Origin of the sequence: Kitasatospora terrestris (assembly GCF_039542905.1) — a bacterium.
Lineage (GTDB): Bacteria > Actinomycetota > Actinomycetes > Streptomycetales > Streptomycetaceae > Kitasatospora > Kitasatospora terrestris.
In genome coordinates this window covers 6,635,575-6,650,003 of sequence record NZ_BAABIS010000001.1, presented here as the reverse complement: position 1 = coordinate 6,650,003, position 14,429 = coordinate 6,635,575, and the positions used below count along the sequence as shown (strand labels likewise).

The following is a 14,429-nucleotide window of genomic DNA, read 5'->3' as shown; positions in this document are numbered from 1 at the left end:
GCACGACGGAGGCGGGGCGGCGCTTGTAAAGAGTTCTTTCTAAAGATAGCTTTACATCCATGAGCGACGACCCGCCGACCGAGATCCGGCTCACCGATCCGCGCGCCCTGCGCGCCTACGCCCATCCGACCCGGATGGCCCTGGTCGGCCTGCTCCGCCGCGAGGGTCCGCTGACCGCGACCCGCGCGGCGGAGCTGCTCGGCACCGAGTCGGTGGCGAGCTGCTCCTTCCACCTGCGCCAGCTCGCCAAGTACGGGCTGGTCGAGGAGGCCGGCGGCGGCCGCGGCCGGGAGAAGCCCTGGCGCGCCACCGCGACCTTCACCAGCTGGGACGCGGCCCCGGACGACCCGGCCGCCGCCACCGCGGGCGAGGCCCTGCAGCGCGCCGTCCTGGACAGCCACTACGAGCGCGCCGTGAACTGGCTCGCCGCCTCCGCCGACGAGCCGCGGGAGTGGCGCGAGGCGGCCGGCGCCGGGGACACCGTGGTCCAGGTCACCGCCGCCGAACTCGCCGAGCTCACCGAGCGGTTCGCCGAACTCACCCGGCCCTACCTGGAGCGGGTGCGCGACCCCGGGCGGCAGCCCGAGGGCAGCCGCCCGGTGGTGCTGGTCCAGCTCGCCCTCCCGGCCGGCCCGGAGGTGCGACGGTGACCGCCCTCCTCGACTCCCCCGCCGGCACCGGCCGGACAGCCGCGCTGCTGCGCGACACCGCCTTCCGCAGGTACTGGACCGGCCAGACCGTCTCCTCGCTCGGCGACCAGGTCACCATGCTGGTCGTCCCGCTGATCGCCATCTCCGCACTGCACGCCGACGCCGCGCAGATGGGCTACCTGGCCGCCGCCGGCTGGCTGCCGTACCTGCTGCTCTCGCTGCACGCGGGCAGCTGGGCCGACCGGTACGCCCGGCGCCGCCAGGTGATGATCGCCACCGACCTCGGCCGGGCCGCCCTGCTGCTGACCGTCCCGGCCGCCTACGCCCTCGGGGTGCTGACCCTCCCCCAGCTGTACGCCGTGGTGCTCGGGGTGGGCGCGCTGTCGGTGTTCTTCAACGTCTGCAACCCGCCGCTGTTCGTCTCCCTGGTGCCCGCCGACCGCTACCTGCAGGGCAACTCGCTGCTGATGGGCAGCCGGGCGGTCACCTACGTCGCCGGACCGGGCGCCGGCGGCCTGCTGGTGCAGCTGCTGGCCGCGCCGCTGGCCCTGGTCGCGGACGCCTTCTCCTACCTCGCCTCGGCCTTCTTCCTGGCCCGCATCGACCCGGCCGAGCCGCCCGCCGAACCCGCCGGACGGGGCGCGCTGGGCGCCGGCCTGCGCTGGATCCGGCGGAACCCGGTGATCCGGGCGGCCCTGCTCGGCACCGCCACGGTCAACCTGTTCACCTTCGTCTTCGCGGCGCTGTTCGTCTTCTACGCCACCACCGACCTCGGGCTGGGCGCGGGCCTGCTCGGCGCGGTGCTGGGCGCGGCCGCGGTCGGCACGGTGCTCGGCGCGCTGGTCACCGGGCGGCTGGCCCGGCGGATCGGGGTGGGCCCGGCCTTCGTGTTCGGCCTGGTGCTCTTCCCCGCGCCGCTGCTGCTGGTACCCGCCGTGCACGGCTCCGGCCCGGGCACCCTGGGGCTGCTGTTCGCCGCCGAGTTCTTCTCCGGCGTCGGGGTGATGATCCTGGACATCACGGCCGGGACCATCTTCGCCGGGGTGATCCCGGACGCCCTGCGCTCCCGGGTCTCCGGCGCGTACCAGGCGGTCAACTACGGCGTGCGGCCGATCGGTTCGCTGCTCGGCGGCGCACTCGGCGCCACCCTGGGGCTGCGGCCCGCGCTGTGGATCGCCGCGGTGGGCGCGCTGGCCTCGTTCCTGTGGGTGGTGGCCTCGCCGATCCCGCGCATGCGGGAACTGCCTGACATCCCGTCAGGGGACGGCGCACCCTAGCGCATTCGGGCATATGCCCGACGGATATGCGAGAAAGACTCCCCTCGCACGAGTGTCCCCGGTAGCGTTGCGTCCTGGTCAGACTACCGCAGGTGACGGCGGTGGCAGGGGCGCGCGCCGTGGCCGCGCGCGGGGAGGGGCAGCAGTCAGTGCCGGGGATCGAGGAGTGCCTTGCGGAAGCCATGGGGATCACCGGCGCCCTGGGAGTGAGCCTGGTCGACTGGACCAGCGGCCTCGCCATAGGCACCGCCGGCGAGGGCCCGGACGGCGACCACGAGGCCGGCGCGGCGGACGCCACGGAGCTGGCCCGCGCCGTCACCCAGACCCCGTCCTTCGCCGACCCGGCGACCGGCGCCGCCCCCGCCGAGGACGTGATCGTCAGCTCGGCCGGCGCGTACCACCTGATCCGCTTCGTCGACACCGTCTTCGACTCCAACGTCTTCTTCTACCTGCGACTCGACCGGGACAAGGCGAACCTGGCGATGGCCAGGATCCGGCTGGCCGCCGTCGCCGACCGATTGGTGCTGGTCTGATGCGCACCGCACCCGCCCCGCTGCCGCGCCGGCACCGCTCGTCCTGCGCGCCCGCCACCACCTTCGAGGCCGCGCTCACCGACCTCGCCGCCGAGCACGCCACCGGCTCGCTGGCCGGCCCGGAGGGCACCGTCCACCTCGCCTACGGCCAGGTGGTGCACGCCGAGGCGCCGGCCGCCGCCGGCGTCGGCGAACTGCTCACCGGCAGCGGCCGGATCGCGGCCCGGGACTGGGAGGACGCCGAGCTGCTGGGCGCCGGCCGGCTCGCCGAGTACCTGCTGGCGGCCGGCCAGGTCGGCCGCGGCGAGCTCGAACTCTGCCGGCTCACCGCGCTGTTCGACGCCGCGCACTTCGCGCTCGGCCAGCACGGCGGCGAGCTGACCTTCGACGCCCTGGCCCTGCCGCGCTTCCGCCTCACCCGGCCGCTGACCGTGCACCAGCTGCGCGGCGTGGTCGGCCGGCGGCGCGCGCTGCTCGACCGCTGCTGGCCCTCCACCGCGGTGGACGCGGTGCCGCTGCTGCGCCGCCACGGCGCGCCGGTCCGCCGGCCCGCGGTCCCGGTCCGCCGCCGGGAGGCGCTGCTGGCCGCCTGCGACGGCACGCGCACCGCCCCCGAGATCGCCCGGCTGATCGGGCGCTCCGCCTTCGGCACGCTGCTGGACGTCCGGCAGTTGGCCGCCGCCGGACTGCTGGAGGCCCGTCCGCAGCCGGCCACCCCTCCTCCGCCACCGGTCGCGGTCGGGCAACCGGCCGCCCTGCCCGACGTCTCGCTGCCGCCGGGCCCCCGCACCTACGACCCGGCGGATCCGGAGGTGGGGCTGCTCCTTCGACTACGCGCCGCTCTGGAGGCCCTGTGACCCCGCCGCCCGCCCGCTGTGTCCCGCCGACGAAGTCATGAGGCGGACCTTGCGACAGCTCACCGCCAAGAGGACAACCGTGCTGCCCGAACCCGAGGTCCAGGCCGAACTGCGCGGCCTGCGCGCCAGGATCCCGCACCTGACCGGCGGCCTGGTCGCCACCACCGACGGCCTCGTCGTCGCCCACGACACCAGCGGCCTGGAGGCCGAGTCGGTGGCGGCGCTGACCGCCGCCGCGCTCGGCGTCGGTGCCCGGCTGGCCGAGGCCACCGGCCACGGGTCGTTCCGCGAGCTGCTCACCCGAGGCGAGCGCGGCTACACCGCCACCTACGCGGCGGGGGCCTACACCGTGCTCACCCTGATGGCCGGACCGGAGACCAACGTCGGCCGGCTCCACCTGGAAGCCCGCCGGGCCGGCGCGCGGATCGCCGCGCTGGCCGACGCCGAACTCGACCGCGGCTGACCGCAGCCACCCGCTCGTCCACCGAACATCGACAAACCGACAGGAAGAGAAACACATGGCCACCATCGACACCGCCCTCAAGGAAATCATGTCCTCGATCGAGGGCAGCATCGGCATCGCCGTGGTCGACTACAACAGCGGCATGGCTCTGGGCACCCTCGGCGGCGGCCCGGACCTGGACCTGAATGTGGCGGCGGCCGGCAACACCGACGTGGTGCGGGCGAAGCTCCGCGCGATGGAGCTGCTCAACCTCAACGAGGCGATCGAGGACATCCTGATCACCCTGTCCGGCCAGTACCACCTGATCCGGCCGCTGACCGCGCGCTCCGGCAAGGGCCTGTTCCTCTACCTGGCGCTGGACCGGAACCGGGCCAACCTGGCGATGGCCCGGCACCAGCTCAAGAAGATCGAGGCCGACCTGGAGGTCTGACCCTCCGGCGGGCCCTACCGCGACGGGGCCCTACCGGCGGACCGTCAGCAGGCCGCCGGTGGGCACGTGCAGGGCCAGCTCCGGGCCGTCCACCCGGGTCTCGGCGGTGGCGACCTCGGCCCCCAGGCAGTCCTGCACCAGCAGCGACACCGGCCCGGGCGCCCGGTCGAACACCAGCCGGACCAGGGTGTCCTGGTCCGCGTTGGCGACCAGCAGCAGCTCCCAGTCGCCCTCGGCGCGCAGCGGCAGCGGGGCGTACCGGCCGAAGGCCAGCGCCCGCTCGCCGCGCGCCTCGATCACCGGGTAGCCCAGGTCCGGGCGGTGCGGGCGCAGCCCGGAGCGCTGCAGCAGGTCGCGGTGGTCGCGCATCACCGCCAGCCAGAACCGCAGCGCGGCCAGCTGGCCGGGGCCCTGGGCGGAGAGCTCCACCGAGACCTGGGCGGTGGCGAACAGCACCGACTGGAGCAGCACCGCGATCTGCTCGGGGCTCTCCTCGGGGTGCCAGGTGAGCGGGTCGGCGTGGACCGCCAGCGGGCCGGCGGTGAGCCGCAGGTCGGCGGTCCGGGCCCGGTTCTCGGCGGCGTTGTGCGGGCAGTCGGTGGCGCGGACCATGGTGGCGAACGGCCACAGGCCCGGCCCGACGTAGCCCTGCCGGTGCTCGACCAGCACCTCGGGGCGGGTGGCCCGCAGCCGGGCGTCGAGCTGGGCGAGCAGCTTGTGCACGCCCTCGGCCACGGTCGGGCAGTCGGCCTCCGGGGAGGCGGTCTCGGCGGGGCGGGCGAAGGTGTCGACGAAGTCGACCTTGAGCCCGTCCACGCCGAACTCCTCGACCGCGGCCGCCAGCCGCGCCACCTGGTGGTCGCGGACCGCGGCGCTGCGCGGGTCGAGCAGGAAGGTCTCCAGCGCCGGCAGGTGGGCCAGGGTGTGCCCGGCCAGTTCGCGGGCTGCGGCGCTGCGGTCGCCGGCGAACGGGATCGCGTACCACAGCAGGTAGTTGAGCCCGAGCGCCTGGACCCGCTTCACGTGCTCGGGGAAGTCGGGGAAGCCGGCCGGGGCGGGCCGCCAGTCGCCGGTGGTGGCGTACGAGCGGGACCGCTCGTCGGTCTGCCAGCCGTCGTCGACGATCAGCGAGCGGAAGCCGAGCGGCGCGGCGAGCGCGGCGAGCCGCTCCACGTCGGCGGAGGTCATCGCCAGGTGCAGCGCGTACCAGGTGCAGAACACCGGGTCGAAGGCGCTGTCCGGGACGGTCGCCGGGCCCTGCAGGGAGGCCCACCAGCCGGCCGCGGCGCGCACGGTGTCGGCGAAGTGCCGACCGCTCAGGTCGAGCCGCAGGCTGAGCCCGGGGCCCTCGTGCTCGACCCACCAGCTGAACGCGCCGGTCTCCTCGACCGCGCCCTCGCCGATGCTGACCGGCCGGACCGGCTCGCCCACCGCGTAGGTGCACAGTGCGGCGTCGTCCGGGCCGACCAGGCTGCCGACCGGAGCACCCTTGGCCACCGACGCTTCCCGGGGCAGCGCCCAGGACGGCGGCAGCCAGCGGGAGTTGGTGGTCGGCGTCCAGTAGCCGGTGGCGCCGGTGCAGGGCAGCTGCCACTCCGCCCGCAGCCGGGCGCCGGGCGTCGGGCAGGCCGCGTCCACCAGCAGCACGCCGGGGGTGTCCTGCTCGGTGACGGTCACGGTGGGCGGGAGGTCCGAGCCGATCGCGGTGACGCGCAGCCGCAGCGGGCCGGCGTCGACGGTCAGGGTGGTCTCGGTACGGCCGGAGGGCGGGGCGGAGCCGTCCCAGGACAGCGCGGTCACGCGGTGGTTCCTCTCAGGTGCGGTGGTGCCCGCACGGGCCGGCCGCGGAAGCGGTGAGACGGCCGGCCCGTGCGGGAGTCGGGTGCTGCTGCGTCACCGGCGGAGCGGGCCCTCGCAGGTGTAGTCGGCGGTGCCGGCCCGGCCGCTCGGCCAGACGTCGACCTTGCCGAACCAGCAGTTCATGTCGTTGAGGTTGTTGGCGGCGTTCCTGGTGCGCTCCAGGACGAAGTAGTCGACGGTCGCCGACATGTCCTTGAACACCTGGTCGGGGTTGCCGGAGTCCGCCAGGTTGGCGGTGATCCGGCCGGTGCAGACGAACCGCATCGGCTTGTTGTCCCAGTCGCCGTTGTCCTTGCAGTCCGGGGTCGTGTACGCGGACCTGGTGAAGGCGTCGCGCACCTCGGACGGGTAGGCGTAGTCCAGCGCGCCGTTGGCGGTGAACGAGGTGTTCGGCACGTACAGCGAGCCCACCTTGGCGATCTGGGCGTCCAGGAACGCCCAGTACTCGGCGTTCAGCGCGGCGTCGGCGCCCAGGCGGGTGCGCCAGGCGTCGAAGCCGGCCGGGTCGTCGGCCCGCTGGTAGCCGTACATCTCGCGCAGCAGCGAGGGGTGGCTGGTCCAGAGGAACTCGAAGAAGGTGCCGGCGTAGTTGTAGAAGTGGAACGCCGGGGTGTCGTCGTAGGTCGCGTGCAGCACCTGGTCGACGGTCAGCCGCGGGATGCCGGCCGCCTCGTCCTGGGCCAGCTTGTTGACCAGCGACTTGCGCACCAGGACGCCCTGGTCGCGGGTCGAGCCGTCGAAGAACTCGGCGGTGCCCTCGTCCATCGCGGTGGTCCGGTCGCCCGAGTACCAGCGGCTGTCGCCGAAGTAGCCCGGCACCGCCCAGCGGCCGTTGAGGTAGTGCACGTACTCGTGCCGGAACAGCTCCTCCAGCGTCAGGTACGACTCCGCGGTGGTGCGCTGGTAGGTGTAGAAGGTGGCGCCGCGCTCGATGTAGATGCCGCCGTTGCTGGTGCCCATGCCGGTCAGCAGCGGGTGGTACACCTCGTAGTCGGAGCGGGTCGCGTACAGGTGGATGTTCAGCGTGGCGTTGGTGTCCCCGACCAGCGGGACGTCGGTGCCGAGGACGCGGAAGAACTGGTTCTTCACCTGCTTCGACGCGTAGTACATCTGGTCGACGGTGGCCTTGTCGAGGCCGGTGCGGACCGCGACGGCGCCGTTGTCGTACTTGTAGGTGTACGGGAAGAGCCTGGCCTCGATCTGGTCGGTGCACACGCCGTACTGCGCGCACACCCCGTAGGTGTTGGCCCAGCCGACCACCTTGATCCACGGTGCCGAGTACTCGCCGAAGGTGGCCTTGGTGTCGGCCAGCAGCCGGCCGATCTCGGCGGTGACCGACGCCTTGAGCGCGTCGATCTGGCCGAAGCGGCCGTACTCCGCCATCGCGTCGCGGGCCAGCCACTCGTTCTGGGTGCCCTTGAGGTGGCCGGCGGTCGCGAAGGCGCGGAACACCGCGCGGTACGCCGGGTCGGCCTCGACGGCGGCGGTGAAGGCGGCGTCCCGGTTGTAGATGCCCAGGTAGTTGATGTTCAGCGCGGACAGCGCGGCGCCGCCCCACGCCCAGCTGTTCGCCAGTGCGGTCCCCGGGCCGAAGCGGGACAGCACCTGCTTCACCAGGCCCAGGTTGTTCTGCCGCAGGCCCGGCGCGGTCGCGGTGGTGCCCAGCTCGCGCAGCACCAGGCCGGCCGCCTCGGTGGTGTCGAACGCGTGGCCGCCCGCCAGGTGCGCGTCGATCGCGCGCTGGATCGAGCCGACCGTCGCGGCGTCGGTGGTGTCGATCTCGGCGTGCGAGAAGTCGTGGTAGACGGTGGCGTGCAGGAAGGTCCAGATCTGGAACAGGTTCGGGTCGTTGGTCGCGGCCAGCTGCTGGGCCTTGGCGGCCACCGCCTGCACGTGGGCGTCGTCCATGGTGGTGGCGTAGCGGGCGTCCCACTTCCACAGGAAGCCGTTCAGGCAGTCCAGGGTGACGGCGGGGTCGGCCAGGAAGTCACCGAGCGCCGCCGGGCCGAGGCCCGTCATGCCGTCCAGGGTGCACGGCACCCCGGCGGCGGTGGTCGCCGGGGCGGTGGCGGCGGACGCCGCCTGCTGACCGGCGGTCGGCGCGGGACGGCCGACCCGGTCCGGCAGTGCGCCGGGGATCGGCGAGTCGCCCAGCGACCCGCCGCCCGGTGCGGGGGCCGGCCCGCCCGGCCGGGCGGTCGCGGTCCCGAGCCGGTCGACCTCGTCGTAGGCGTTGGGGTCCCCGGGCGCGGGCACCGGGGCCGGAGCCGCGGTGGTCGGCGTCGGCGTCGGCGTGGCGAGCGCCTGCGCCGCGGGCAGTGTGAACGAGGCGGCCAGCGTGGCCGCGAGCAGGAGGTTGCGGGTTCTGCGGTGGGACATGGGGGTCCTCCGAGTGGGGGAGAGGATCGGCGCCCCGCCAGGGGCGCGTGGGGTTACCTCCCGGCCGGAGGCCGGGGGAGAACTGCGCGACCAGCCACGGGTGACGGAAGGTGGGTGGTCGGGCAGTTCCTCGCGCCCCTGGGGCAGGCGGTTTCCTACGCTTCGGGGAAGTGGCAGGCGGCCTGCCGGGTTCCGCTCGGCGCGGTCAGCCGGAGCAGGGGTCGCTCCGTGCTGCACACGGGTTGCGCCTTGGGGCAGCGCGGGTGGAAGGTGCAGCCGCTGGGCGGGTTCGCGGGGCTGGGCGGGTCGCCGAGCAGGACGATCCGTTCCCGGGCCCGCTCGGCCGCCGGGTCGGGCAGCGGCACGGCGGAGAGCAGCGCCTTGGTGTAGGGGTGCGCCGGGTCGGCGTACACCTCGTCCTTCCCGCCGATCTCGACGATCCGTCCGAGGTACATCACGGCGACCCGGTGGCTGATGTGCTTCACCACGGCGAGGTCGTGCGCGATGAACACGTACGCGACGCCGAGTTCGCGCTGCAGCCGCTCCATCAGGCCGACGATCTGGGCCTGGATGGAGACGTCGAGGGCGGAGACGGGTTCGTCGGCGACGACCAGCTCCGGCCGGGTGGCGAGCGCCCGGGCGATGCCGATGCGCTGGGCCTGGCCGCCGGAGAACTGGTGCGGGTAGCGCTCCAGGTGCTCGGGGGCGAGGCCGACGAGGCCGACCAGGTCGCGCACCTCGCGCCGGACGGCGTCCGGTGCGACGCCCTGGGCGCGCAGTGGCGCGGCGATGATCTGCTGGACGGTCTGCCGCGGGTTCAGCGAGGCGAACGGGTCCTGGAAGATCATCTGGAACTTGCTGCGCAGCGGCCGCAGTTCGCGCTGTCCGGTGCGGGTGATGTCGGCGCCGCGGAAGCTGACCCGGCCCGCGGTGGGGTCGAGCAGGCGGACCAGCATCCGTCCGGTGGTGGACTTGCCGCAGCCGGACTCGCCGACCAGGCCGAGCGTCTCGCCGGGCCGCACGTCGAAGGTGACGCCGTCCACGGCCTTGATGCCGGCCCTGCGGCTCAGGACGCCGCGCGGTCCGGGGAAGGTCATCCCGAGGTCCTGGACGCTGAGCAGCGGCGCCTCGCCGACCGTGCGGGTCTCGGCGGCCGTGGTGGTCGTCTCGGTGGTCATCGGGTCACCTCATCGAGGACGCAGGCGTTGCGGTGGGCGTCGGCGACCTGGCGCAGCCGGGGGCGTTCGCCGGTGCAGAGCGGGTTGCGCTCGGCGGCGTAGACCGGGCAGCGGGGGTGGAAGGCGCAGCCGTCGGGCGGGGAGAGCAGCGAGGGCGGGCTGCCGGGGATGGACCGCAGGGCGTTTCCGTCCTCGGCGTCCAGGCGCGGCAGCGAGTCCAGCAGGCCGCGGGTGTACGGGTGCCGCGGGGTGGCGAACAGCGAGTCGGCGGGGGCCTGTTCGGCGGCGGAGCCGCCGTACATCACCAGGACCTCGTCGGCGACCCGGGCGATCACCCCGAGGTCGTGGGTGATCATCACGATGCCCAGGCCGCGCTCCTGCTGGAGCTTCATCAGCAGTTCCAGCACCTGGGCCTGCACGGTGACGTCGAGCGCGGTGGTCGGCTCGTCGGCGATGATCAGGTCGGGTTCGCAGGACAGCGCCAGGGCGATCATCGCGCGCTGCCGCATGCCGCCGGAGAACTGGTGCGGGTACTCCCCCGCCCGCCGGGCGGGTTCGGGGATGCCGACGTCGCCGAGCACCTCGGCGGCGCGCGCCCAGGCGGCCTTGCGGCTGCCGCCGTGGTGCTCCCGGTACGCCTCGGCGATCTGGTCGCCGACGGTGAAGTACGGGTGCAGCGAGGTGAGGGCGTCCTGGAAGACCATGGCCATCCGGCGGCCGCGCAGCCGGCGCAGCGACTCCTCGTCGGCGCCGATCAGTTCGGTGCCGTCGAGCTTGGCGGAGCCGGTGACCGTGGCACCGCGGTGCAGGCCCATGACGGCCAGCGAGGTGACGGACTTGCCGGAGCCGGACTCGCCGACGATGCCGAGGGTGCGGCCGCGCTCGACGCTGAAGTCGACCCCCTTGACGGCCCGCACGACGCCTTCGGCGGTGTTGAACTCCACGGAGAGGTCCGAGACGTGGAGAAGGGTCATGCGAGCCTCGCCCTCGGGTCGATCCAGGCGTAGAGCAGGTCCACGACCAGGTTGGAGGTGACGATGAAGAAGGAGGCGAGCAGCGTGATGCCCATGATCACGGGCTGGTCGGCCTTGTTGAGCGAGTCGGCGAACAGCTTGCCGACGCCGGGCAGGCTGAACAGCGACTCGGTGATCAGGGCGCCGGCGAGCAGGCCGCCGAGGTCCATGCCGAGCATGGTGGCGACCGGGGTGAGGGCCGGCCGCAGGCCGTGCCGGCCGACCACCCGGCGCTCGCGCAGGCCCTTGGCACGGGCGGTGCGCACGTAGGGCTCGGCCATCGTCTCGATGACCGAACTGCGGGTCATCCGGGCGTAGATGGCGGCGTTGATCAGGGCGAGGGTGATCCACGGCAGGATCAGGTTGGCGATCCAGCCGCCGGGGTTCTCGGTGAAGGCGATGTAGCGCGGGTACGGCAGGATCCCGAGCAGGGTGACGACCACGTAGAGCAGGATCATCGCGGTGAAGTAGACCGGCAGGGCGGCGATGCCGATGGTGCCGACCATGACGGTGCGGTCGATCCAGGTGCCCCGGCGCAGCGCGGAGAGCACGCCGGCCGAGACGCCGAGGCCGAGCCAGAGGACGGCCGCGCCGACGGCCAGCGAGGCGCTGGTCGGCAGGCGGTCCATCATCAGGTCCCAGACCGGCTGGGCGCTCTGGAAGGAGTACCCGAAGCACGGGAAGTCGCAGCTGACCGCGTACTGGCCGGAGCCGAAGGTCTGGCCGGCGAAGATGCCGACCACGTAGCGGCCGAACTGGACGATCAGGGGGTCGTCCAGGCCGAGTTGCTGGCGGACCAGCGCGATCCGCTCCACCGAGCAGTCCTTGCCGCAGAACTGGGCGGCCGGGTCGTTGGGCAGCAGGTAGAAGACGGCGAAGGTCAGGGCGCAGATCACCAGCAGGGTGACCAGCATGGCGGCGGTCCGCCGGAGCAGGAATCCGATCACGTCCGGCTGCCCTTCGGGTCGAGGGCGTCCCGCAGGGCGTCGCCGAGCAGGGTGAAGGCGAGCACCACCAGGAACAGGCAGGCGCTGGGCAGGACGAAGAACATCGGGTCGACCTTGTAGTAGAGCACCGAGTCCGCGATCATCTGCCCCCACGAGGGCGTGGGCGGGCGGATGCCGACCCCGAGGTAGGTGAGCGCCGCCTCGGCCCCGATCAGGCCGGGGATGGCGAGGGTGACGTACACGATGACGGTGCCGGTGAGGTTGGGCAGGATCTCGGCGAGCAGGATCCGGCTGCTGCGGGTGCCGCAGGCGCGGGCGGCCTCGACGTACTCGCGGTGCTTGAGCGAGAGCGTCTGGCCCCGGATCACCCGGGCGATGTAGGGCCAGCCGAAGAAGCTCATCACGCCGATCAGCAGCAGGACGCGGTTGACGTCACGGGCCACCGAGAGCAGCGCGATCATGAAGATCAGGCTGGGGAAGGACATCATGACGTCCATCAGCCGGCTGATCACGGCGTCGACGCGGCCGCCGAAGTAGCCGGCGGCGATGCCGAGCGAGACGCCGATCAGGGTGATCAGCAGGGCGGCGCTGAAGGCGACCAGCAGGCTGATCTGGGCGCCGTAGACCAGCCGGGCGAAGATGTCGCGGCCGAGCAGCGGTTCGACGCCGAGCCAGTGCTGGGGGCTCATGCCGCCGAAGCTGCCGCGGGGCAGTCCGCCGAGGTAGGGGTTGACGGCCTTCTTGTCGATGTCGGCCGGTCCGGTGCCGCTGATCGCGGTGAGGACCGGTGCCAGGACGGCGACCAGGACGAAGAAGACAATGATGGCCAGGCCGGTCACGGCGGCCTTCTGGCGGCGCAGTCGGTGGAAGGCGAGGGCCCAGGGGGAGGCGGGGGCGGCGGTCTGCTCCGCCGCCCCCTCACCCTCGGCCGCTTCCGTCAGGATCGGGGCGGTCATGGGAGGTCGGTCCGGGTCAGCCGACGGACTTCAGGCCGATGACGGCGTAGTCGATCTGGCCGGCCCACACCGGGTGGGCGTAGGCGCCGGCGATGTTGGAGCCGACCAGCAGCGGCTTCTTCTGCCAGACCAGCGGGACGGCGGGCGACTTGTCCATGATCTTGGCGTCCAGCGCCAGCCAGGCGGTGTTGGCCTTCTGCAGGTCGGCCATGTCGGCGATGCGGTCCAGCTCGGCGATGGTCTCCGGGTCGTTGAAGCGGGTGATGTCGCCCTGGTTGCCCTTGTCCTTGATCTGCCGGCCGTCGAAGATCATCGGCAGGAAGGTCGCCGCGGACGGGTAGTCCGGGCACCAGCCGAGGTTGGCCAGGCCGGGCTGCTTGTCCTTGTCGCCGATGATCGAGTTGACCGCGGTCGGGTCGACGGTGGTGATGGTGACGTTGACGTTGACCCGCTTCAGGGCCGCCTGGATCGCCTCGGCCTGCGGCTTGCCGCCGGTGGAGGTGACCAGCTCGGTCTCGAAGCCGTTGGGGAGGCCCGCCTCGGTCAGCAGCGCCTTGGCCTTCTCCGGGTCGCCGGCCGGCTTGATCTGGAAGTGGTCGATCGGGTTGCCCGCGGTGAGCACCGGCGGCAGGTAGGTGGTGGCGATGTCGTTGAACGCCGGGCCGCCGGTGGTGGCCGCGAAGGCCTCCTTGTCCACCGCGTACTGCATGGCCAGGCGGACCTTGGCGTTGTCGAACGGCGCCTTGGTGGTGTTCATGTCGAGCTTGGTGGTACAGCCCGCGTTCTCGCTGATCAGGCGCTTCTTGACGTCGGGGTTGGTCAGCACCTCGCTGATCTTCGACGGCGTCAGGTCGACGTAGGAGATCGCGTTCCTGTCCTCGCCCTGGTCGGCGATCAGCCGGTCGGCGATGCCGGTGCCCTTGAGGGTCTGGTCGACGACGATCCTGTCCGGGTACGCCTTGCGGACCGTGTCCGACTTCGGGTCCCAGTTGGTGTTGCGGACCAGCACCATGCGCTTGCCGCGGTCGTAGGTCTCGATCTTGTACGGGCCGGAGGAGACCGGGTGGTTGCTGTAGTTGGCGCCGGTCTCCTTGGCCTTCGGCACCGGGGCGAAGGTCGGCAGGGTGACGGTGTAGCCGAACTCGGCGACCGGGCGCTTGAGGTGGAAGACGATGGTCTTCGCGTCCGGGACCTCGATGGCCTCCTTGCCGAGGCGCTCGCCCTTGAGCGGGCCCTGGTAGCCGGCCGGGGCGTTGAGGTAGCGCACCGCGTAGTCCGGGCCGCCGGGCAGCTCGGGCGAGAAGGACCGCTCGACGTTGTACTTGATGTCGTCCGCGGTGATCGCGGTGCCGTCCTCGTACTTGAGGCCGTCCTTCAGGTGGAAGGTCCACGTCTTGGCGCCGTCGCTCGGGGTGCCGAGGTCGGTGGCCAGGTCCGGCTCGATCTTCAGGCCCTCGGAGCCCGGGGCGGCCTTGAAGGTGGTGAGCGTGCGGTAGAGCATCCGGACGCCGACGTCCATGACCGGCATGGTCCAGTTGCGGGCCGGGTCGAGCTGGTCGAAGTCCTGGTTGGACAGGATGGTGAGGGTGCCGCCCTTGACCGGCGTACCCCCGATGATGCCGTTGCCCTCGGTGGTCACGCCCTGCTGGCCGCCGTCGCCCGCGTCGCCGCCGGTGCTGCTGCACGCGCCGAGTCCGAGGGTCAGTGCCGCCGCGATGGCCGCCGCGATGGCGGTGTGGGTACGCCTGTTCATGTGTGCAACTCCACGATGGGGGGCCGCTCTTCGGGATCTACCCGGCCGCATCTGGCCCGCTCTGAGGTGTGACCCGTAACATAGTAATGTGAAATTTCACAGCGCAAGAGGTGTGCGGGCCGTTATCGAGACG

The 14,429-nt window shown here is 72.7% G+C and carries 13 protein-coding genes; 6 read left to right on the top strand and 7 right to left on the bottom strand.

What is annotated here, in order from left to right; genetic code table 11:
• Positions 1 to 59 precede the first annotated feature (59 nt).
• From ABEB06_RS30490 to ABEB06_RS30465, 6 genes are all read left to right on the top strand, one after another.
• Positions 60 to 650, top strand: a complete 591-nt coding sequence (locus ABEB06_RS30490) for a winged helix-turn-helix domain-containing protein (RefSeq protein WP_345700127.1) — start codon at positions 60 to 62, stop codon at positions 648 to 650.
• A complete protein-coding gene (locus ABEB06_RS30485) occupies positions 647 to 1,927 on the top strand; it encodes an MFS transporter (RefSeq protein ID WP_345700126.1) in 1,281 nt (426 codons plus the stop codon). The genes ABEB06_RS30490 and ABEB06_RS30485 overlap by 4 nt, the downstream gene beginning before the upstream one ends.
• Positions 1,928 to 2,076: 149 nt before the next feature.
• Positions 2,077 to 2,460 (top strand): hypothetical protein, encoded by a 384-nt coding sequence (locus tag ABEB06_RS30480; RefSeq protein ID WP_345702041.1) that lies wholly within the window; start codon positions 2,077 to 2,079, stop codon positions 2,458 to 2,460.
• Positions 2,460 to 3,317: a transcriptional regulator gene (locus ABEB06_RS30475; RefSeq protein ID WP_345700125.1), complete on the top strand. Its 858-nt coding sequence runs from the start codon at positions 2,460 to 2,462 to the stop codon at positions 3,315 to 3,317. Before ABEB06_RS30480 ends, ABEB06_RS30475 begins: the two co-directional genes overlap by 1 nt.
• Positions 3,318 to 3,354: 37 nt before the next feature.
• Positions 3,355 to 3,780 carry a roadblock/LC7 domain-containing protein gene (locus ABEB06_RS30470; protein ID WP_345700124.1) on the top strand — a complete coding sequence of 142 codons (426 nt, stop codon included), beginning with the start codon at positions 3,355 to 3,357 and terminating at the stop codon, positions 3,778 to 3,780.
• 55 nt (positions 3,781 to 3,835) lie between these two features.
• A complete protein-coding gene (locus tag ABEB06_RS30465; protein ID WP_345700123.1) occupies positions 3,836 to 4,210 on the top strand; it encodes a hypothetical protein in 375 nt (124 codons plus the stop codon).
• Between the two features lie 30 nt (positions 4,211 to 4,240).
• On the opposite strand, the gene ABEB06_RS30460 is transcribed toward ABEB06_RS30465, so the two are convergent.
• The 7 genes from ABEB06_RS30460 to ABEB06_RS30430 form a co-directional block, all read right to left on the bottom strand.
• Positions 4,241 to 6,010, bottom strand: coding sequence for a glycoside hydrolase family 36 protein (locus ABEB06_RS30460; RefSeq protein ID WP_345700122.1), 1,770 nt, complete (start codon positions 6,008 to 6,010; stop codon positions 4,241 to 4,243).
• 93 nt (positions 6,011 to 6,103) lie between these two features.
• Positions 6,104 to 8,449, bottom strand: a complete 2,346-nt coding sequence (locus tag ABEB06_RS30455) for a collagenase (protein WP_345700121.1) — start codon at positions 8,447 to 8,449, stop codon at positions 6,104 to 6,106.
• A gap of 155 nt (positions 8,450 to 8,604) precedes the next feature.
• Positions 8,605 to 9,627 carry an ABC transporter ATP-binding protein gene (locus ABEB06_RS30450; protein WP_345700120.1) on the bottom strand — a complete coding sequence of 341 codons (1,023 nt, stop codon included), beginning with the start codon at positions 9,625 to 9,627 and terminating at the stop codon, positions 8,605 to 8,607.
• The gene (locus ABEB06_RS30445) at positions 9,624 to 10,601 is read right to left on the bottom strand and encodes an ABC transporter ATP-binding protein (RefSeq protein WP_345700119.1); all 978 of its coding nucleotides are present in this window, start codon (positions 10,599 to 10,601) and stop codon (positions 9,624 to 9,626) included. The genes ABEB06_RS30450 and ABEB06_RS30445 overlap by 4 nt, the downstream gene beginning before the upstream one ends.
• Positions 10,598 to 11,587, bottom strand: a complete 990-nt coding sequence (locus ABEB06_RS30440; protein ID WP_345700118.1) for an ABC transporter permease — start codon at positions 11,585 to 11,587, stop codon at positions 10,598 to 10,600. Before ABEB06_RS30440 ends, ABEB06_RS30445 begins: the two co-directional genes overlap by 4 nt.
• Entirely contained in the window at positions 11,584 to 12,543 is a 960-nt protein-coding gene (locus ABEB06_RS30435; RefSeq protein ID WP_345700117.1) for an ABC transporter permease, read from the bottom strand. The genes ABEB06_RS30440 and ABEB06_RS30435 overlap by 4 nt, the downstream gene beginning before the upstream one ends.
• A gap of 16 nt (positions 12,544 to 12,559) precedes the next feature.
• Entirely contained in the window at positions 12,560 to 14,296 is a 1,737-nt protein-coding gene (locus ABEB06_RS30430) for an ABC transporter substrate-binding protein (RefSeq protein ID WP_345700116.1), read from the bottom strand.
• Between the last annotated feature and the right edge of the window lie 133 nt (positions 14,297 to 14,429).